This is a genomic window from Leisingera sp. M523, from assembly GCF_025141335.1.
In the GTDB taxonomy this organism is placed as follows: Bacteria; Pseudomonadota; Alphaproteobacteria; order Rhodobacterales; family Rhodobacteraceae; genus Leisingera.
Window position 1 is genome coordinate 2657237 of sequence record NZ_CP081036.1, and the last position, 20502, is coordinate 2677738.

Here is a 20502-nt window from a genome sequence, read left to right on the forward strand (position 1 = left end):
CACACCGGGTCAACAGGGTAACGCGGCGGATCCCGGGAAGATGGCACTCGCCTTTCGTCTGAATGGTGAAGACGTTCTGATCGAACACGCAGACGCCTCAGTCACTCTGCTGGACTGGCTGCGCGACGCTAAGGGTCTCACCGGCACCAAAGAAGGCTGCAATGAGGGCGATTGCGGCGCCTGCACCGTGATGGTCACTGATTCACGCGGATCGAAGGCGCTGAATGCCTGCATTCTGTTCCTGCCCCAGCTCAACGGCAAGTCTGTCCGCACTGTCGAAGGTGCCGCAGGCCCGGACGGCAGCCTGCATCCGGTGCAGCAGGCCATGATCGATCATCACGGCAGCCAATGCGGTTTCTGCACCCCCGGCTTCATCATGTCGATGGTGACCGCCCACACCAACGGTGCGGCGGATTATGACGACCAGCTGGCCGGCAACCTTTGCCGCTGCACCGGCTACGCCCCGATCATCCGCGCCGCCGAGGCCGCCAGCGGCGCCCCGGTCCCGGACTGGATCGCGGATGAAACCTCTTTCACTTTTTCCGAAATACTCCGGGGGGAGGCCGCAGGCCGGGAGGCAGCGCCCCCCTCCGGCCCCCCTGCGGCAACGCCCCCGCTGCTGCCCGCCTCCGCAGACGAACTAGCCGAACTCTACAGCGCCAACACGGATGCAACCCTTGTGGCCGGCGCCACCGACGTCGGCCTCTGGGTCACCAAGCAGCTGCGCCATCTGCCGCAGATGATCTTCCTGGACGGCTGCACAGACCTGAAGGACATTGAGGTCACGGACACCTCCGTCCGCATTGGCGCCATGGCAGACATGAACGCCCTGCGCACCGCAATAGAACCGCTGCACCCGTCATTCGCAGAAATGCTCCGCCGCTTCGCCTCCCAGCAGGTGCGCGCCGCCGCTACGGTTGGCGGCAATATCGCCAACGGCTCCCCCATTGGCGACACCCCGCCCGCATTGATCGCGCTCGGTGCCACCCTGCACTTGCGCAATGGGGATGACCACCGCGATTTACCGCTGGAGGATTTCTTTCTCGGCTACGGCAAACAGGACCGCCAGCCCGGCGAATTTGTCGAGGCCGTCAGCTTCCCGCGCCAGCCCGGCGCGCTGAAGGTCTACAAGCTGTCGAAACGTTTTGATCAGGACATCTCCGCCGTGCTGGGTGCTTTCAACGTGACAGTCGGGAACGGCCGGATCACCACGGCCCGCATCGCTTTCGGCGGCATGGCAGGTATCCCCAAGCGCGCCGCGAACGTCGAGGCCGCGCTCACAGGCCAGCCCTGGGATGAAGCCACGATCCAGGCCGCCGCCGCGGCCTTTGATCAGGACTTCACCCCGATGAGCGACATGCGTGCCTCAGCCGATTACCGGCTGGAAACCGCGCGCAGCATGCTTTGCCGCTATTTCGCAGAGATGAACGGCGCGGCAGTTTCGGTGCTGGAGGTGAAACCATGAGCATTTCAAAACCCCTCCCCCATGATGCCGCCGAACTGCATGTGACCGGCGCCGCGCGCTATGTGGATGACATCCCCTCGCCCGCCGGCACGCTGCATCTGGCCTTTGGCCTTTCCCCCATCGCCCGCGGCCATATCACCGGCATGCACCTGCACGACGCGCAGCACAGCCCCGGTGTCGTGGCGGTGCTGACCGCCAAGGGGCTGCCGTTTTCCAACGACGTCTCCCCTTCGATCCATGACGAGCCGCTGCTGGCCTCGGGCACGGTCAATTACGTCGGCCAGCCGGTGTTCCTGGTGGTTGCCGACAGCCATCGCAACGCCCGCATCGCCGCCCGCAAGGGCCGGGTGGACTACGCCGAGGAACCCGCCCTGCTGACCCTGGACGCGGCCCTTGCCGCTGACAGCCGGTTCGAGGAAGGCCCGCGCATCTATGCCAAGGGCGACGCCGCTGCCGCCATCGCTGCCGCTCCGCGCATGATTGAGGGCACATTCGACCTCGGCGGACAGGAGCATTTCTACCTCGAAGGCCAGGCGGCAATGGCCTGGCCGCAGGAGGATGGCGGCATGCATGTCTTCTCCTCGACCCAGCACCCGGCCGAGATCCAGCACAAAGTGGCGGACGCCATCGGCCTGCCAATGCATAGTGTCAGGGTCGAAACCCGCCGCATGGGCGGCGGCTTTGGCGGCAAGGAAAGCCAGGGCAATGCTTTGGCCGTCGCTTGTGCCGTTGCGGCGCGGCTGACCGGCAAGCCCTGCAAGATGCGCTATGACCGTGACGACGACATGGTGATCACCGGCAAGCGCCACGCCTTCCGCATCTCCTACCGCGCTGGATTTGATGAGGACGGCAATCTGCAAGGGGTCGAGTTCCTGCATCTGGCAGATTGCGGCTGGGCGCAGGACTTGTCGCTGCCGGTCGCCGACCGCGCGATGCTGCACGCGGATAACGCATATCTGATCCCCGATATCCGGATCGAGAGCCACCGCCTGCGTACCAACCGGCAAAGCGCCACCGCCTACCGCGGTTTTGGCGGACCGCAGGGCATGGTCGGTATCGAGCGGGTGATGGACCACATCGCCCATGACCTCGGGATGGATCCGGCGGAGCTGCGGCAGCGGAATTATTATGCGGCCCCCGAGGAGGGGGGCTCTGCCCCCCCGCCCCCCCGGGATATTTCCAGCAAGAGGAAAGACACCACCACGCCTTATGGCATGGAAGTCACAGATTTTGAGCTGCATGGGATGACGGCGGATCTGTTGCGCTCCTCGGATTATGCGGCGCGCAAGGCAGCGATTGCGGAATGGAACAAGGGCCAGACCCACCTGAAGCGCGGCATTGCCTTTTCGCCGGTGAAGTTCGGGATTTCCTTTACGCTGACGCATCTCAATCAAGCCGGCGCGCTGGTGCATGTCTATCAGGACGGCTCGGTGCATCTGAACCACGGCGGCACCGAGATGGGCCAGGGGCTGTTTCAGAAGGTGGCACAGGTTGCCGCCAGCCGCTTTGGCATCCCGCTGGAGAAGGTCAAGATCACCGCAACCGACACCGCCAAAGTGCCCAATACTTCGGCCACAGCCGCCTCGTCCGGGTCGGACCTCAACGGCATGGCGGTGAAGGCCGCCTGCGACACCATCCGCGACCGCATGGCCGAACATCTGGCGTTGCAGCATCAGGCCCGCCCCGGCGATGTGGTGTTTGAAGGTGGCATGGTGCGCATTGGCCAGGATGAAATGTCCTTCGATCAGGCCGCCATGGCCTGCTACCAGGGCCGGGTCAGCCTGTCTGCCACCGGCTTTTACAAGACACCCAAGGTGGAATGGGACCGGATCAAGGGCCAGGGCCGCCCGTTTTACTATTTCGCCTATGGCGCCGCGGTGACCGAGGTTGTTGTGGACGCCCTCACCGGTGAGAACCGTATCTTGCGTGCCGACATTCTGCACGACGCCGGCGCCTCGCTGAACCCAGGCATCGACATCGGCCAGATCGAGGGCGGCTATGTGCAGGGCGCCGGCTGGCTGACCACCGAAGAACTGGTCTGGGATGATGCCGGGCGCCTGCGCACCCATGCCCCTTCGACTTACAAGATACCTGCCTGCTCGGACCGGCCCGATGTGTTCAACGTCGCGCTGTATGACGGGCAGAACCGCGAGGACACCATCTACCGCTCCAAGGCGGTGGGGGAGCCGCCTTTTATGCTGGGCATCTCCGCCTGGCTGGCGCTCAGCGATGCGGTTTCCGCCTTTGGCGATGCCTACCCGGCGCTGAACGCCCCCGCCACGGCAGAGGAAATCTGGCGCGCCATCCGGAGGGTGCGCGATGGGGTTTGATGTTGCAGCCCTCCGCAAGGCGGTTTCCGAACATGGCCGCGTCACTCGCGTGGTCATCGCTGCCATCCGCGGCTCCTCCCCGCGCGAACCGGGCACCGCAATGCTGGTGTGGAAGGATGGCCAAAGCGGCACCATCGGCGGTGGCGCCTTGGAGTTTGAGGCCGCAGAGGCCGCACGCCTGCAAGCCGAGCCCAAGACGTTCAGCACCCATGCATTGGGGCCGGACCTGGGCCAATGCTGCGGCGGCGCGGTCACCCTGCTGAGCGAGGTCTATGAGACCGCGGATCTGGCCGCGCTGGATCAGGAGATCATCGCCCGCTCCGCCGGCCCGGCGCCGATGCCGATGGCGGTGAAACGCATCCTCGCTGCCGCCCGCAGCCAGGGCCTGCCCCTTGCGCCGCAGCTGGTGGACGGCTGGATGATCGAACCGGTGCATCAGCCGCAACTGCCGGTCTGGATCTGGGGCGCGGGCCATGTCGGCCGGGCGCTGGTCAATGTGCTGGCACCGCTGCCGGATTTGCAGATCACCTGGGCGGACACCGCCGCCGCGCGGTTCCCGGTTGAAACCCCGGCAGGTGTCACCGCGATTCCGGCAGCTGACGTTGCGCTCCTGGTTCGCCATGCGCCTGAAAACGCTGCGCATTTGGTGCTGACCTATTCCCATGCGCTGGATCTGGCGCTATGCCACGCTTTGCTGGGCCACGGCTTTGCCTTCGCCGGGCTGATCGGCTCCAAAACCAAATGGGCGCGGTTCCGGTCGCGTCTTGCCGCCCTGGGCCACAGCCCGGACCGGATTTCACGGATCACCTGCCCGATCGGCGATCCGCAACTTGGAAAACATCCGCAGATGATTGCGGTCGGCGTCGCGGCCCAGCTGCTGCGGCTGAGTGCAAAAGATGAATTGAGAAAGGACCGGCGCGCGTGAGTGTACCACTGTTAAGCCTGCAAGGCCTGACCAAGGCCTACCCCGGGGTTGTGGCCAATAACTCCGTCTCCTTTGACATCGGCGAGGGCGAAGTACATGCCCTCCTCGGTGAAAACGGCGCCGGGAAATCGACGCTGGTCAAGATGATCTATGGCCTTGTGAAGCCCGACAGCGGCCAGATGCTGCTGCGCGGGGAGCCTTTCGCCCCGGCGGAGCCGCGTGCGGCACGCGCTGACGGAATCGCCATGGTGTTCCAGCATTTTTCGCTGTTTGACGCTTTGAACGTGGCCGAGAACATTGCGCTGGGTATGGAAAACCCGCCGGAGTTGCGCGACCTTGCCGCCCGCATCCGCGAGGTGTCGGAAACCTATGGATTGCCGCTGGATCCCTTCCGCACTGTTGGAGATTTGTCCGCCGGCGAACGTCAGCGGGTCGAGATCATCCGCTGCCTGCTGCAGGACCCGAAACTGCTGATCATGGACGAGCCGACCTCGGTGCTGACGCCGCAGGAGGTGGAGATCCTGTTCAAGACCCTGCAGAAGCTGCAGTCCGAGGGCACCTCGATCCTTTATATTTCGCACAAGCTGGAGGAAATCCGCACGCTCTGCGATCACGCCACCATTCTGCGGCTGGGCAAGAACGTCGGCGAATGCACACCGGCTGAAACCTCGGCCCGCGACATGGCGGAGATGATGGTCGGCAGCACCTTGCAGACTCCGGAACGCGGCAGCCGCGAATTCGGCGGTGTGGCGATGGATATCTCCGGCCTGTCCGTACCGGCGCCTTCGGCCTTTGGCACCGCGCTGAAGAACGTGCATTTGACGGTGAAAAAGGGCGAGATCCTTGGCATTGGCGGCGTGGCAGGCAACGGGCAGGACGAACTGCTGGGTGTGCTCTCCGGCGAGGTCCTGACCGATGCGGATGCGGTGAAACTGCATGGGCAACCCATCGGCCGCCTTGGCCCCGCCGCGCGGCGCAAGCTGGGTGTGCTGGCAGCACCCGAGGAGCGCCTGGGCCACGCCGCCGCCCCGGATATGAGCCTGACGGAGAATGCCATGCTCACCGGATCGGTGCGCGAGGGGCTGGAAAAAAACGGGTTTCTGGATTGGGGGGCGACCAAGGATTTTGCCGAGCGCATCATCAAGGCTTTTGACGTCCGCACGCCTGGTCCCGGCAATGCGGCGCGCTCGCTGTCCGGCGGCAATCTGCAGAAGTTTGTGATCGGACGCGAAGTGCTGCAGGATCCGGACGTTCTGGTGGTGAACCAGCCGACCTGGGGCGTCGATGCCGCAGCTGCCGCAGCCATCCGCCAGTCGCTGCTGGATCTGGCCGCCAAGGGGGCGGCGGTGATCTGCATCAGCCAGGATCTGGACGAGCTGATGGAAATCTCCGACAGCTTTGCCGCATTGAACGAAGGCCGCCTGAGCGCCCGGCGCGAAGCTGCGGGCCTGACGGTGGACGAGATCGGCCTGATGATGGGCGGCGCCCACGGCATGGAGGTGGCGCATGTTTGACCTCCGCAAAAGAAAAAAAACGATGAAACAGGGAGCCGCTTTATGATCCGGCTTGAGAAACGGCCGCAGCCGTCGCGCGCATGGTCGATGGCAACGCCGCTGGTGGCGGTGCTGGCGACGATGCTGTTTGGCGGACTGTTGTTTGCAGCCCTTGGCAAACCGCCGGTTGAGGCGATCCGCACCATTTTCTGGGAGCCGCTGTTTGGCGAGTTCTCTTTCTACTACCGCCCCCAGCTGCTGGTCAAAGGCGCGCCGCTGGTGCTGATCGCCATCGGGCTGTCGCTGGGTTTCAGGGCCGGCATCTGGAACATCGGCGCCGAAGGGCAATACATCATGGGCGCCATATTCGGCGCTGGGGCGGGCCTGGCCTTCTATCCTTCCGAATCCTTCCTCATCTTCCCCTTCATGGTCCTCGCAGGCGCCTTTGGCGGCTGGCTCTGGGCGATGATCCCGGCGGTGCTGAAAACCCGCTTCGGCACCAATGAAATCCTGGTCTCGCTGATGCTGGTCTATGTGGCCGAGCAGTTCCTGGCATCCGTCTCGCTGGGCCTCTTGAAGAACCCGGAGGGTTTCGGCTTCCCCGGTTCGCGCAACCTGCAATCCTGGGACAGCGCCCATAACGCCGAGCTGATTGCCGGGTCGGGAATGCACTGGGGTGTGGTGGCGGCGCTGATTGCGGTGATCTTTGCCTATGTGCTCTTGAACCGCCACATGACCGGCTATCACATCCGCCTCACTGGCGAGGCGCCGCGCGCGGCCAAGTTTGCCGGCGTGAACCCCACCCGGCTGGTGCTGTTCTGCCTTGGCACTTCTGGCGCTTTGGCCGGGCTGGCCGGCATGTTTGAGGTCTCCGGCCCGTCCGGCCAGGTCAGCATCGACTTTAACGTGGGCTATGGCTTTACCGCCATTATCGTCGCGTTTCTGGGCCGCCTGCATCCCGTGGGCATCCTGCTGGCCGGCGGGCTGATGGCGCTGACATACATCGGCGGCGACATCGCCCAGTCGAACCTGCAGCTGCCCGCCGCGGCCATTCAGGTGTTCCAGGGCATGCTTCTGTTCTTCCTCCTTGCCTTTGACCTGCTCACCAATTTCCGCATCGCACTCAGCAAGTCGGAGGTGGCGTGATGGGAGCGGCAATCAGATCAATGAAAATGTGGGATCCTGAATCAAAGAGGGAGGTCGTTCTCGAAGTCAGCCACGAAGAAATGGACGCTTTGGAATATGACGTGCGCAAGGACTCCGCAGTTATGTCGGCCTTGCGGGAATATTTGGAACTAATTGAGGCATCGCTGACCCGAGGATCAATTTCCTCGCCTGAGCCACCAGCCAGCATGGGTTTATTCTGGCAATTGCTAAAGACACACAACCCTATGTGGCCAGGAACGATGGGTAATGAAATTCGACAGGAACTCGAAAATCGAATCTTCAAAGAGCAAGGCAAGTAAATGGATCTTTCTGCAATCAATCCGGTCCTGCTCATCGCTTCGCTGATGGTGGCGGCAACCCCGCTGCTGCTAGCCGCCATCGGTGAACTGGTGGTGGAGAAATCCGGCGTTCTGAACCTTGGTGTAGAGGGAATGATGATCATCGGCGCCATCGCAGGCTTTGCCGTGGCGGTGGAGAGCGGCTCGCCCTTGCTGGGCTTTGTCGCTGCCGCCATTGCAGGTGCAGCGCTGTCGATCCTGTTTGCCATCCTCACCCAGTTTGCCCAGGCAAATCAGGTGGCCTCGGGCCTGTCTTTGACCCTGTTCGGGCTGGGGCTTTCGGCGCTGTTGGGGCAGTCTTATGTCGGTGTGAAACCGCCGCAGATGGGCGATATCCATATCCCGGTGCTCAGCGATCTGCCCGTGGTCGGCCCGATCCTGTTCGGCCATGACATCATCCTTTACTTCGGTATCGTGCTGACCGCAGCCGTCTGGTGGGTGCTGAAGTATTCCCGCATCGGGCTGGTGCTGCGCGCAGTGGGGGAAAACCACGACGCCGCCCATGCGCTGGGATACAAGGTGCTGAAAATCCGCCTGATGGCAATCATGTTCGGCGGCGCCTGCGCCGGTCTTGGCGGTGCCTACATCAGCCTCATTCGCGTCCCGCAATGGACCGAGGGCATGACCGCCGGCATCGGCTGGATTGCGCTGGCGCTGGTGGTCTTTGCCAGCTGGAAACCCTGGCGCGCTTTGCTGGGTGCCTACCTATTCGGCGGGGTCACCGTGGTGCAGCTCAATCTGCAGGCGGCAGGCGTTGCCATTCCGGTCGAGTATCTGGCAATGTCGCCCTATCTGATTACGATCATTGTGCTTGTTATCCTTTCGGCGGACAAAAGCAGCGCACCCGCCTCGCTTGGCCGCAACTTCCATGCCTCCCGTTAAGGGGGGCTTTTCACTGCCCCGGCACCCCGGGGCCAAAAAGATCCAAACTGGGGAGAAATTGATGAAACTGACCAAACTTCTGACCAGCGCCGCGATGGCGCTTGGCCTGGCTGCAGGTGCGGCGATGGCCGACACCACCAAAGTGGGCTTTGTCTATGTCGGCCCCGTCGGCGACGGCGGCTGGACCTATGAGCACGACCAGGGCCGCAAAGCGGTTGAGGCTGAATTCGGCGACAAGGTCGAAACTGTGTACGTGGAAAACGTCGCCGAAGGCCCGGATGCCGAGCGGGTTATGACCCAGATGGCGCTGGAGGGCGCCGACCTGATCTTCACCACCTCCTTCGGCTACATGGACCCGACCATCAACGTCGCCAAGAAATTCCCGAACGTGAAGTTCGAGCATGCCACCGGCTATAAACGCGCCGACAACGTCTCGACCTATTCCGCCCGCTTTTACGAGGGCCGCGCAGTACAGGGCACCATCGCGGGCCACATGACTGAAAGCAACGTGGTCGGTTACATCGGCTCATATCCGATCCCGGAAGTGGTGCGGGGCATCAACTCCGCCTATATCCACGCCAAGAAGGTGAACCCCGACGTCCAGTTCAAGATCGTCTGGGCCTTCACCTGGTTCGACCCGGCGAAAGAGGCAGATGCCGCCAAGGTGCTGATCGAACAAGGTGCCGACGTGATCCTGCAGCACACAGACTCCACCGCGCCGCAGGCCGCCGCACAGGCGGCAGGCAACGTGATCACCTTTGGGCAGGCCTCCGACATGGCGGAATACGGTCCCAAGCCGCGGGTGTCTTCGATTATCGACGACTGGGCGCCCTATTACATTGCCCGCACCAAGGCGGTGATCGACGGCAACTGGGAGTCGGTTGACACCTGGGACGGCATCGGCGCCGGCATGGTTGGCATCGGCGAGATTTCCGACGCGGTACCGGCGGATGTGAAAGCCGCCGCGCTGGCAATCAAGGAGTCCATTGCAAACGGCTCCTACCATCCGTTCACCGGCCCGATCAAAAAGCAGGACGGCTCGGACTGGCTGGCTGAGGGCGAGACCGCAGACGATGGCACCCTGGCTGGCATGAACTTCTATGTCGAAGGCTTGGAAGGCGACATCCCGCAGTAAGCTGCGCGTCACTCAGAAATGGAAAGGCCCGCCAGTTGGCGGGCCTTTTTCATTCGGTGTCCCCGGCCCCGGTCAGGAACAGCGCACCGGCGCCGCCAGCCGACGCACCTGTCCGCCATCCCGTTCAGCCAGCGGCGCGCCGGTCACTGCGCAGCCGGAAATCTGCGCGACATAGGCTGTCAACTCCTGCAGCGCGGCACTGCCGCCGGTCTGCAGCCCGGCATTGGGCATGCTGATGGCAAACAGCACTGCAAAGCTGCTGCCATCCACGGTGACGATCCGGAACCGGGTTTGTGCATCCCCCAGATGGGTCTTTGCCGCATAGGGCGACTTGCGTTCAGACGCCTTGTAGGCAATCGCAGCCCCGGCGGCTCCGGAGGCCGTCAGCCGTGCGCCGCCAGCCTGGAATCCCGCCGAATGGGCCACCAGCCATGGGGCGCCGGTACGGGTCTTGTGCAGGCCCGGGCGCATCGCTGCATGGGGGGCCATCTCAGCCTCGGCTGCTGCACGGTAATCTGTGCCGCTTGCCCCGGTCTGCACCCTGATCTGCCCTCCCGTCTGCGCGCCGGAACCTGCCCGTGTTGCCGACCAGTAATCGGGCTTCTCCGGTCCCGCACAGGCTGCCAGAAGCGCCGCCGCCCCGATCATCAGAAACTGTTTCACGTTTACTCTCCGTAGCTTTGCCGCGCCTATCCTGACAAGAAAACCGGGCCGCATTATGGCATCCAGGCCTGGGCTGCACGAAGGCTGCAATCCGTCTTTCCCTGCCGCGCCCCCTGTGCCAAGCTCCGCGCCATGACCCAGACCGCACGCAAGAATCTGACCACCCCCGATGGCACCCCCGCCAGCCGCTTTGCCTTTGGCTGCATGCAGTTCGGCGGCCGCGCCGATGAGGCGCAATCGGCCCGGATGTACGCCGCCTGCCGCACCGCTGGCATCAACCACTTTGACACCGCCTGGATCTATACGGATGGCCGCTCGGAGGAGATCCTGGGCCGCCTGATCCGGGAGGAACGCGAGCAGCTGCTGATCGCCACCAAGGCCGGCTATACCGGCGGTGCCGGCGCCGCGAACATCCGCACTCAGTTTGACGAAAGCCGCCGCCGGCTGGGGCTGGACATGGTCGATGTGCTCTACCTGCACCGGTTTGATCCGCATACCGGCCTGCGCGAAACCATGGACTGTTTTGCGGCACTCAAAGACGAAGGGCTGATCCGCTATGCGGCGCTGTCGAACTTTGCTGCCTGGCAGGTGATGAAGGCGCAGATGGCGGGCCTTGCCTCGGGCACCGCCGTGGACATCCTGCAGCCGATGTATTCGCTGGTGAAGCGCCAGGCTGAAGTGGAAATCCTGCCGATGTGCGCTGATCAGGGCATCACCGCCGTCCCCTATTCCCCGCTGGGCGGCGGGCTGCTGACCGGCAAATACGCCACCGGCGGCAGCGGCCGCATTACCGAGGACAAAGGCTACCGCACCCGCTACGGTCAGGCCTTCATGCATGAAGCCGCCCAAGCCCTGACCGCTCTGGCAGCGGATCATGGAACCGATCCCGCCACTCTGGCCGTTGCCTGGGCCGCAGCGCATCCCAGCCGCCCTGTGCCGATCATCTCTGCCCGCACTGTCCAGCAGCTGCAGCCCTCGCTGGCGGCGCTGGATTTTGCTATGGACCCGGACCTTTACCAAGCAATTGAAGCACTCAGCCCCCGGCCCGCACCCGCGACCGACCGGCTGGAAGAACAGGATTAGACCCATGCAGGATTTCATCGTCATCGGCGGCGGCATGGCCGGCACCAGCGCCGCCGCCCGGCTTGCAGACCTTGGCAGCGTTACCCTGCTGGAGATGGAGGACGCGCTTGGCTACCATTCCTCGGGCCGCTCCGCTGCTTTGTTCGAGGAAAACTACGGCCACGGCCCCACCATCGACCTGAACCGCGCCAGCGCCGCCTATTTGCGCGACGGCGGCTACCTGTCACCGCGCGGGCTGATGCTGGTGGGGACCAAGGAGGATGCCGAGGGCTTTGCCCGCGACGTGGATGAGCTGCAGATGGCTACGCTGGAGTTGGACGAGGCCCGCGCCATGATCCCTATCCTGAACCCCGATACCGTCGGCTTTGCCGCCGTCAGCGGTGCGGCCGAGGATATCGACACCGACCGGATGCTGCAGGATTTCGCCAAAACCTTGCGCGCCGCCGGCGGGCAGATCGTGACCAAGGCGCCGGTGACCGCCATCACCCGCTCTGCGTCAGGCTGGGGGGTCACTGCCGGCGGCCAGACCTATCAGGCCCGCAAGCTGGTCAACGCGGCGGGCGCCTGGGCGGATCAGGTTGCGGCACTGGCGGGTGTGAAAACCATCGGCCTGCAGCCCAAACGCCGCTCGATGGCGCGGCTGCCTGCGCCGGGCGGGCATGACGTCAGCGGCTGGCCGATGATGATCGGTGTCGGTGAAACCTGGTACGCCAAACCCGACGCGGGCAAGCTGTTGGTCTCCCCCGCCGATACCGACCCGGTGGATCCGCATGACGCCTATGCCGACGACATGGTGCTGGCCGAGGGACTGGCACGCTACGAGGAAATGGTGACCGAGCCGGTGACGCGGGTCGAAAGCAACTTTGCCGGGCTGCGCAGTTTTGTGGCCGACGGCACCCTGGTGCTGGGCCCGGACCCGGAGCAGCCGGATTTCATCTGGTGTGCGGCCCAGGGCGGCTATGGCATCATGACCGCCCCCTCCGCCTCGCAGCTGATTGCCGATCTGACGGCAGGCCGCACACCGGCACTGGATGCGTCCGCCGTCGCGGCCCTGTCGCCTGCAAGGCTGCGCTGATGCCGGTGCGCTCTGTTCCCGGATCAGCCTCGGTGGCGGCACCTGAGGATGGCAAGCTGTTCGCCCCCGCCGCCGCCCGCAACAGCGATGTGCTGTGCGATCTGCTGGCCGGGATTGCCCCGGCACAGGGCCGCGCACTGGAACTGGCCAGCGGCACCGGCCAGCATATTGCGGCCTATGCCGCCCGCCTGCCCGGCCTGATGTGGCAGCCCAGTGAAGCGGAGGCGGCCCGGCTTGCCAGTATCCGGGCCTATGCCGATGAAGCGGGCCTGGCGAACATCGCCCCGCCCGTGACGCTGGATGCAACCGCCCCAGGCTGGGGTGCAAAGCACCCCGGCCAGACCCTGATTGTACTGGTGAACCTGCTGCATCTGATCAGCGAAGATGAAGCAAAAACCCTCATCGCTGAGGCCGCCGCCGCCCTCGCCCCCGGCGGACGCTTTGTGATCTACGGACCCTTCCTGCGCGGCGGCGGGCTGACCAGCGAAGGCGACCGGACCTTTCACGCCAGCCTCACCGCCCACGACCCGCAGATCGGCTACAAGGACGATTTCGACACTATCGGCTGGCTGCACAGTAGCGGGCTGGAGCTGCTGCATGCGGTCGAGATGCCTGCCAACAACCTTGCGCTGATTGCGGAAAAACCACGCCTCTGATCTGGATCAATGCTGCCCGTCCCTGCGGCCCATACACCTTCGCAAATTGGAATGTATGATTGAGGGACAGGCAGATGGACTGGCACGGCAAACTGAATGAGACCCGCAAGGGTCTGCGCAATCTGAACGGCGCCATCCCCGAAGCCGCGCAGGCCTTCGGCGCACTTGGCAAAGCTGTGAAACAGGGCGGCGTGCTGGAGTTCAAGCAAAAGGAATTTGTGGCCCTTGGCATCGCGGTGGCCCTGCGCTGCGAGGATTGCATCGGTTTGCATGTGGAGGCGCTGGTCAAGTCGGGAGCAAACCGGGCGGAAGTCGGCGACGTGCTGACGATGTCGATCCAGATGGGCGGCGGACCGGCAATGATGTATGCGGCCAAGGCGATGGACTGTTTCGATCAGCTGACCCGCTGAATTCCAACGCGGAATTCAACCCGGAGGCCACCTGTTTTCCGGCGGAAGTTCCGCGCCGAAATTTTGAGTGCGCACCTCCCGCAGTCCCTGCAGGACCTGGCGGATCTGCTCCAGCGCCGGGTTGTCCGGCAGGTACAGCACCTTGCAGCTCAGTTGGATAAGCGGCGCGTCCTCGACCCTGTGGATTTGCCCAGCCGCCAGCGCCCCCGTCGCCATATAGGCAGGAAAATACCCCATGCCGCCCCGCTTCATCAGATAGCGCAAGCCCATCGGTGCGTTACCCAGCACAATATGCTGGCGGCTGCGCTGCGGCAGCACTTGCTGCACCTGTGCCGCATATTCGCTGCCGAACTCCAGGTTGATGAACAGCGGCAATGCGTCCCGGCCCAGCCGCAACTGCTGGTCCGACACCAGAACCAGCTCCTCCGGCGGCAGCTCGTCTACCCCCAGCCTTGTGCCTGCGGGAACCTCGTTCACAATTGCCAGATCCAGCAGCCTGCGCGCCACCGCTTCACCCATGTTGAGCCCGTGATCATAGTTCAGCGTGAATGGCACGGTGCCCTGCGCCTGCTCCAGCCAGACGGCCACATCGACCAGCAGAGGATCCCAAACCGACAGCTGCGCCCCTAGCCGCAATGAAACCCGTCCTGCCAGGCTTTCCCGCAAATCGCCGGAAACAAACTCCCAGGTCCGCATCATCTGCTCGGCATAGGGCAGAAACTGCCGGCCCGCCGCAGACAGCCGGGTGCCGCCCGGACCGCGCTCGAACAGGCTGGCGCCCAGCGCCTCCTCCAGCGCCCTGATGCGGGCGCTGACCGCGGTCTGGGTGATGTGCAACCGCCGCGCCGCAGCGTGAAAACTGCCGGAGGCCTCAATTGCCAGAAAGGTCTCAAAAGCGTTGATCTGCATGATGATCACTATTTCTGCTCGGATCGAGCAAATCAATTCGTTTTCCTGCTCAGACACGTTTCGCTAGGCTGAAACCATATCAACCAAAGGACCCGCGACATGCTGGACAAAAGCCACAAGCCAACCTGGACCAGTTTCGAAGACGCCACGCCCGAAGACTGGGCCGCAGTGGAGAAATATGAGGAGGCCTATAACGCCGCCCTGCCCGACCGGATCCTGGACGCGATCCGCTCACTGGACGAGGACTGGACCCCCTACCCGGTGAACCGTTACCAGCACTCGCTGCAGGCGGCGACCCGCGCGCATGAAGACGGCGCCGATGACGAAATCATCGTGGCCGCCCTGGTGCATGACACCGGCGATATCCTGTCGCCCTATAACCATGGCGAGCTGTCAGCGGCGATGATGAAGCCCTATGTCAGCGAGAAAACCTATTGGATCCTCAAACATCACTGCGTGTTTCAGGGGTTTTACTACAACCATCATTTCGGCGGCGACCGCAACGCCCGCGACAAATACCGCGGCAGCCCCCATTGGGAGGACTGCCGGTATTTCTGCGAAAAATATGACCAATGCGCCTTTGATCCGGCGTATCCGACCAAGCCGCTGGAGTTCTTCGAGCCGATCCTGCGCAAGGTGCTGTCGCGCGGCTGGGGCCATATGGAGCTGGCAGAGACGGCGCAGGAGTAAGCCAGACAACAGCAACTCCGCCTCCCCGGGGCCGGATCAATGGCTTCCGGCCGCCGCGCGATAACCGCATCCCAAATGCCGGCACAGACTGCGCGCCCAGGCTTTACCCCCGGGCGCGCAGATACAAAACCAATGCGTTCACCACATCATGACAGCCGCATCGCCTGCAGCCCAGTCATAGTAAAGGCGGATACGCAGCTTATAGCTCCGGTCTTTTATCAGCCGAACAGTGAAACGGGCGTTGCGGTTAAAGCCGCTGTCATCGTCGCCTTCCACATAGACCGGTGTGCCATCAATATCCTCAAACAGCACCATCACCGTGTCGGACCACCCGAAGGTTGAAAACGTGTAATCACGCGAATGGTCCGGGATCACTGCAAAATTCTTCTGCTCGCCGGGCATCAGGGCTAGCTGCTCGGATTTGAACGGGATGAGCTGCGGCAGCGCCGCCGCGCCGATTGGCGGATAGAAGCGGCGGATCACCTCTTTGTCCTTTTGCGAAAGCCCAGGTGCGGGTTCAAGCCCGCCGCGAAACTCCGGCGGCTGGTTGATCAGGCCGGCGGCAAAGGCATAGTGCATGACCGAATTGGGGTCCCATTCCGTTCCGTCGACAGTCGCCGGGTCGAGTTTGTTCAGAATATTGTGGTCGGTCGTTTCCTCGTCCCAGGGCGGGTTCTGCGTGCGGGCAAAGTAGTCGTACACCGCCTGGCGGATCCAGACGATACCCGCGTTGGGGTTTTGGTGTTCGTGTTTCAGCCCAAGCGCGTGGCCGATCTCATGGATGGCTGTGTCCAGCCCGTTCGGGCCGGCCTGGGTAATGTCCCAGCCGAAATTCATGGTGCGCTCTTGCTGGCCCAAACGCAGCGCCACGGTGCCGATGTAGGACCATGAGCCATCGTTGCGCAGGAACCCGATGCGCAGTTCTGCATCCCGGATATCGGTCACCTCGGTGAAATTCAGGCCAATACCCAGATCCTTCCAAACTTGAAACGCCTGCTGCACAACGGCCCGCTGGTCGCTGGCACCGCCAAACAACCCGCTGGAAAACAGGAAATAGTGGATATTGGTGCCATTGACCCATTTATCGCCGGTCGCCAGTATCGCCCGCTGCCGGTCGGAAGATACTCCGGCATCAAATGCACGTTCCGGCAGCACCGGCAGCGAGCAGACCTGAGGCGCGCTGCCGGAACGGCCATAGCCGTCCGGGTCCTGGCCAAGCTGTTCCTCTAAATCGTCAATCCGGTCTTCCAGTTCCTCGATGCGGCTGGATTGGGTTTTGCGAGCGGCCATTTCAAACCTCCTTTTCGGACAATCGTTACTGGTATCGCAGTGCAGGCCGCGTTCATTCAGCAGAGGCGGCAAGACACCAGGACGCGGGGCTGCGGCCTGTTGCGGCACGCTTCCCTGCACATGCCGCAACAGGCCGCGCAGGGGCATTGCGCAGCATGGCTCGAAACGGGAAACCCCATAGAAAGGCAAGTTTTTCAGCGCCTTGCCCGCGAGCTTAGCTGCTGCGCGGTTGCATCGCACCAAGGTACGTTTCAGCGGCCACGCCGCGCCGTTCTGTGCCTTAAAAGGGTCGGCGAACTGCGGAACTTGCAGTGTGGAAGGCCTGCGTTCCGGCAGCAATTATATCACACTTTAAAGGGGAAATCATCTGCGCAAAGCACGCGTGATACATTCAGCTGACTGACACATGGCACCGAAGGCAACGACCAGGCCGCCAGTGCCAGGCCGAACAAAAAATACCCCGGCGCGCAGGCCGGGGTATATTGCTGTTTCCAGAGACAGATCCTGGGTTCCGCCGCGATCTCCTTAACCCGTCCCTTGGACGGGATGCCGGACCCCAAGGGGCCCGGACCAAAGATCACCCGTTCTGGCGGATGGTCTCGTTCTTCGGGTCATAGGGGCTGTCGCAAGTGACGACCGCATCCCACAGCTTGTCCTGGATCTTGACCTTCAGCTTGGTGCCTTCCACCGCCATCTCGGGCTTTACATAGCCCATGCCAATGGATTTCTCGAAGGCCACCGAATAGCCGCCCGAGGTCAGACGGCCCACACGGGTGCCATCCTCGGCGTACAGCGCCTCGCGGCCCCAGGGATCGGCGTCTTCGGGGCCGTCGATCAGCAGGGTGCAGCATTTCACGCGCACACCGGTCTCGACCAGTTTCTCCTTGCCGTGGAAGTCCTTCTCCAGGTCGATAAAGCGCGGCAGGTCGGCTTCCAGCGGGGTCGCATCGCGGCCCAGTTCGTTGCCAAAGGCGCGATAGGATTTCTCCTGGCGCAGCCAGTTCTGGGCGCGCGCACCCACCAGTTTCATGCCGTGCTTCTCACCGGCCTTTTCCAGCAGATCGAACAGGTAGTTCTGCATCTCCATCGGGTGGTGCAGTTCCCAGCCGAGTTCACCTGTATACGCCACACGGATCGCATTGACCGGGCACATGCCCAGTTCGATCTGACGGGCCGACAGCCAGGGGAAACGCTTGTTGGACAGTGCGGTTTCCGGATCGGCGTCGTTGATGATCTCTTTCAGCACGTCGCGCGATTTCGGACCGGCAATGGCAAACACGCCCCACTGGGTGGTCACGTCCTGCAGCTCGATACGGCCGAACTCAGCTTCCTTGTCCGCGATCGCCTTCTTCAGGAAGTCGGCGTCGTATTCGGTCCAGGCGCCAGCGGACACCAGGTAATACTCGTCGTCCTTCAGGCGGACGATGGTGTACTCAGTCCGGGTGGTGCCAAGAACGGTCAGCGCATAGGTCAGGTTGATGCGGCCGACCTTGGGCAGTTTGTTGCAGGTGAACCAGTCCAGGAACAGAGTGGCACCGGGGCCCTTGACGATGTGCTTGGTGAACGCGGTTGCGTCGACCAGGCCAACACCTTCGCGGATTGCCTTGGCTTCGTCCACGGCATGCTGCCACCAGCCGCCGCGGCGGAAGGAGCGGGCATCGTGGTCGAAGTTCTCAGGCGCATCGACGGGGCCGAAGTAGTTCGGGCGTTCCCAGCCGTTGACCCAGCCGAACTGTGCGCCGCGGGCTTTCTGACGGTCGAACGCAGGCGCGGTGCGCAGCGGGCGGGCTGCCGGGCGCTCTTCGTCCGGGTGGTGCAGGATATAGACGTGCTCGTAGCACTCTTCGTTCTTGCGGGCCGCGAACTCGGTGGTCATCCAGTTGGAGGAATAGCGTTTGGGGTCGAGCGACGCCATGTCGATCTCGGCCTCGCCGTCGACCATCATTTGCGCCAGATAGTAGCCGGTGCCGCCAGCAGCGGTGATGCCGAAGGAGAAACCTTCCGCCAGCCACATGTTTCGCAGGCCCGGTGCCGGGCCGACCAGCGGGTTGCCGTCGGGGGTGTAGCAGATCGGACCGTTGAAGTCGTCCTTGAGGCCGGATTCGGCGCAAGAGGGCACCCGTTCCGCCATCGCCATGTACTGATCGGCAATCCGGTCCAGCTCCAGCGGGAACAGGTCGGCGCGGAAGCTGTCCGGCACACCGTGTTCGAAACGTGCGGGCGCGCCGCGCTCATAGATCCCCAGGATCCAGCCGCCGCGCTCTTCGCGGGCGTAGGATTCATTGTCGGCGTCGCGCACCACGGGATGCTCGGGGTTGCCTGCTTCGCGCCATTTGACCAGCTCGGGGTCCTTGTCCATGACGATGAAGGTGTGCTCGACCGGGATCGCCGGCATCTTGATGCCCAGCATTTTGGCGGTGCGCTGCGCGTGGTTGCCGGATGCGGTCACGACATGCTCGGCGGTGATCACCACCTTCTCGTCAGACTCGACCAGGTTGCCGCCCTTCTCCACCATCTTGGTGCAGGTGACTTCCCAGTGGGTGCCGGTCCAGTGGAATTCATCAGCCTGCAGCTTACGGACGATTTCAACACCGCGCTGACGGGCGCCCTTGGCCATCGCCTGGGTCACGTCCGCAGGGTTAATATAGCCGTCTTCGGTGTGGTAGATCGCCCCCTTCAGGTCGGAGGTTTCGATCAGCGGCCAACGCGCCTTGATCTCATCCGGGGTCAGCCATTCATAGGGCACATCGCAGGTTTCCGCGATGGAGGCATAGAGCATGTATTCGTCCATGCGCTCCTGGGTCTGCGCCATGCGCAGGTTGCCGACCACGGCGAAACCTGCGTTCAGGCCGGTTTCCTCTTCCAGGGTCTTGTAGAAATCGACCGAGTACTTGTGGATGTGGGTGGTCGCGTAGGACATGTTGAACAGCGGCAGAAGGCCGGCTGCGTGCCAGGTCGAGCCGGAGGTCAGCTCGTCACGCTCGATCAGCATGACGTCTTCCCAGCCGGCCTTGGCCAGGTGATAGGCAATCGAGGTGCCAACGGCGCCGCCGCCAACAACAAGCGCTTTGACTTGGGTTTTCATTCTCCGGCTCTCCAGCTTTGTGAGATTCTTGCCTGCGGTTATGCCCAAGCCGCGCAATCGGCGCAAAATCAGGCCGACGCAAAAACAGCCAAAACCGACCTTGCGCGCCACAGCATACAGGATTTTGATGAAAGCCTTGCCGGAAATGGCGTTTTTCTACGCAGCAAAAAGCGGGCCGGCGCCCCCTGTGGTTCCTTGATCAGGCTGGTTTGGGGCTGTCAGCAGTCCGCAACATTGCCGCGACGGATACAGACGGGCTGCGGCGCGTCCTCGTTGCTCTGTGCATCTGCAACCTGCTGACCGCCCGAGAGCAGGCTCTTGCCATAGCCGGCCGCCTCGCTCCAAATCGACTGGCCGTCCCCGGCAGCAAGCCCGGCAAGGCTGGTTGCTTCCTTGGCGGCACGGGCGCGGGTAAAGCGGTCCTGCAGAATGGTGCTGTAGTCGGTGGCGCTGAGATCCCCCCAATTCAGCCCCGCGGCACGGGTCTGGATGTAGTAATCATAGCCGATCACCGCCTGGGTGCTGAACACCAGAATGCCCATTGCCTTTTTCAGTCCCATGCCGTTCTCCGGTTTTGCGAAACGCTCCGGCTTCATCCCAATTCAGAACCCGGCGCAGAATTGCGGCAGCTTTCCGGCATTTCAGGGAAGAATGCAGTGCAATTGCCGCTGCCCGGCCAGGACCCTGCCCTGCCGGTTGCTGCCGCATTCTGCCGGTGCTGATCCTTGGGTGCTGTCTGATGCTTTGATCGTCAGCAGTAAGGAATGGCGGCGGCGCCATGGAGGCGGAGGCGGGACGGGAGGTTTCTCCCGCACGCTGAACGTTGTTTCTGCGTGCCCTTGCCAAAGGGCCCTGTTCCAAAATGCCGGGGGTGTCAGGCCCGGCGGTGACCGCGATCAAGGGGGA

Annotated in this window: 18 protein-coding genes; 13 read left to right on the forward strand and 5 right to left on the reverse strand. The window is 63.2% G+C overall.

Translation table 11 applies throughout. From position 1 onward, the window contains the following. Positions 1-40 precede the first annotated feature (40 nt). From xdhA to K3557_RS13125, 8 genes are all read left to right on the forward strand, one after another. On the forward strand, positions 41-1465 hold the full coding sequence (gene xdhA, locus K3557_RS13090) for a xanthine dehydrogenase small subunit (RefSeq protein ID WP_259994396.1): 1425 nt from the start codon (positions 41-43) through the stop codon (positions 1463-1465). Continuing rightward, complete coding sequence (xdhB, locus tag K3557_RS13095; protein WP_259994398.1) at positions 1462-3795, forward strand: xanthine dehydrogenase molybdopterin binding subunit; 2334 nt, start codon at positions 1462-1464, stop codon at positions 3793-3795. Before xdhA ends, xdhB begins: the two co-directional genes overlap by 4 nt. Beyond that, the gene (gene xdhC / locus K3557_RS13100) at positions 3785-4720 is read left to right on the forward strand and encodes a xanthine dehydrogenase accessory protein XdhC (RefSeq protein WP_259994399.1); all 936 of its coding nucleotides are present in this window, start codon (positions 3785-3787) and stop codon (positions 4718-4720) included. Before xdhB ends, xdhC begins: the two co-directional genes overlap by 11 nt. After that, positions 4717-6234, forward strand: coding sequence for an ABC transporter ATP-binding protein (locus K3557_RS13105; protein WP_259994402.1), 1518 nt, complete (start codon positions 4717-4719; stop codon positions 6232-6234). Before xdhC ends, K3557_RS13105 begins: the two co-directional genes overlap by 4 nt. A gap of 42 nt (positions 6235-6276) precedes the next feature. Then, positions 6277-7359 carry an ABC transporter permease gene (locus K3557_RS13110; RefSeq protein ID WP_259994405.1) on the forward strand — a complete coding sequence of 361 codons (1083 nt, stop codon included), beginning with the start codon at positions 6277-6279 and terminating at the stop codon, positions 7357-7359. After that, positions 7359-7679, forward strand: a complete 321-nt coding sequence (locus K3557_RS13115; RefSeq protein WP_259994407.1) for a hypothetical protein — start codon at positions 7359-7361, stop codon at positions 7677-7679. Before K3557_RS13110 ends, K3557_RS13115 begins: the two co-directional genes overlap by 1 nt. Beyond that, positions 7680-8600: an ABC transporter permease gene (locus K3557_RS13120; protein WP_259990592.1), complete on the forward strand. Its 921-nt coding sequence runs from the start codon at positions 7680-7682 to the stop codon at positions 8598-8600. It begins immediately after the preceding gene. Between the two features lie 61 nt (positions 8601-8661). Further along, positions 8662-9735, forward strand: a complete 1074-nt coding sequence (locus K3557_RS13125) for a BMP family ABC transporter substrate-binding protein (RefSeq protein WP_259990590.1) — start codon at positions 8662-8664, stop codon at positions 9733-9735. Positions 9736-9807: 72 nt separating this feature from the next. Here K3557_RS13125 and K3557_RS13130 read toward each other — a convergent pair whose 3' ends face one another. Next, the gene (locus K3557_RS13130; RefSeq protein WP_259994409.1) at positions 9808-10398 is read right to left on the reverse strand and encodes a hypothetical protein; all 591 of its coding nucleotides are present in this window, start codon (positions 10396-10398) and stop codon (positions 9808-9810) included. Positions 10399-10530: 132 nt separating this feature from the next. On the opposite strand from K3557_RS13130, the gene K3557_RS13135 reads away from it, so the two are divergent. The 4 genes from K3557_RS13135 to K3557_RS13150 all read left to right on the forward strand — a co-directional run bounded on the left by K3557_RS13135 (position 10531) and on the right by K3557_RS13150 (position 13622). Continuing rightward, positions 10531-11481 carry an aldo/keto reductase gene (locus tag K3557_RS13135; protein ID WP_259994411.1) on the forward strand — a complete coding sequence of 317 codons (951 nt, stop codon included), beginning with the start codon at positions 10531-10533 and terminating at the stop codon, positions 11479-11481. Between the two features lie 4 nt (positions 11482-11485). Further along, positions 11486-12556 carry an FAD-binding oxidoreductase gene (locus K3557_RS13140; RefSeq protein WP_259994412.1) on the forward strand — a complete coding sequence of 357 codons (1071 nt, stop codon included), beginning with the start codon at positions 11486-11488 and terminating at the stop codon, positions 12554-12556. Further along, a complete protein-coding gene (locus K3557_RS13145) occupies positions 12556-13212 on the forward strand; it encodes a class I SAM-dependent methyltransferase (RefSeq protein WP_259994414.1) in 657 nt (218 codons plus the stop codon). The genes K3557_RS13140 and K3557_RS13145 overlap by 1 nt, the downstream gene beginning before the upstream one ends. Before the next feature lie 74 nt (positions 13213-13286). After that, entirely contained in the window at positions 13287-13622 is a 336-nt protein-coding gene (locus tag K3557_RS13150) for a carboxymuconolactone decarboxylase family protein (protein WP_259994415.1), read from the forward strand. 15 nt (positions 13623-13637) lie between these two features. Here K3557_RS13150 and K3557_RS13155 read toward each other — a convergent pair whose 3' ends face one another. Beyond that, positions 13638-14531, reverse strand: a complete 894-nt coding sequence (locus K3557_RS13155) for a LysR family transcriptional regulator (protein WP_259994416.1) — start codon at positions 14529-14531, stop codon at positions 13638-13640. 99 nt (positions 14532-14630) lie between these two features. Here K3557_RS13155 and K3557_RS13160 point away from each other — a divergent pair, with 99 nt between their 5' ends. Then, entirely contained in the window at positions 14631-15221 is a 591-nt protein-coding gene (locus K3557_RS13160; RefSeq protein ID WP_259994418.1) for an HD domain-containing protein, read from the forward strand. 138 nt (positions 15222-15359) lie between these two features. Here K3557_RS13160 and K3557_RS13165 read toward each other — a convergent pair whose 3' ends face one another. The 3 genes from K3557_RS13165 to K3557_RS13175 form a co-directional block, all read right to left on the reverse strand. Next, on the reverse strand, positions 15360-16511 hold the full coding sequence (locus tag K3557_RS13165) for a matrixin family metalloprotease (protein ID WP_259994421.1): 1152 nt from the start codon (positions 16509-16511) through the stop codon (positions 15360-15362). Between the two features lie 577 nt (positions 16512-17088). After that, the gene (locus K3557_RS13170; RefSeq protein ID WP_259994423.1) at positions 17089-19596 is read right to left on the reverse strand and encodes an FAD-dependent oxidoreductase; all 2508 of its coding nucleotides are present in this window, start codon (positions 19594-19596) and stop codon (positions 17089-17091) included. Positions 19597-19814: 218 nt separating this feature from the next. Then, complete coding sequence (locus K3557_RS13175; RefSeq protein WP_259990571.1) at positions 19815-20156, reverse strand: hypothetical protein; 342 nt, start codon at positions 20154-20156, stop codon at positions 19815-19817. Between the last annotated feature and the right edge of the window lie 346 nt (positions 20157-20502).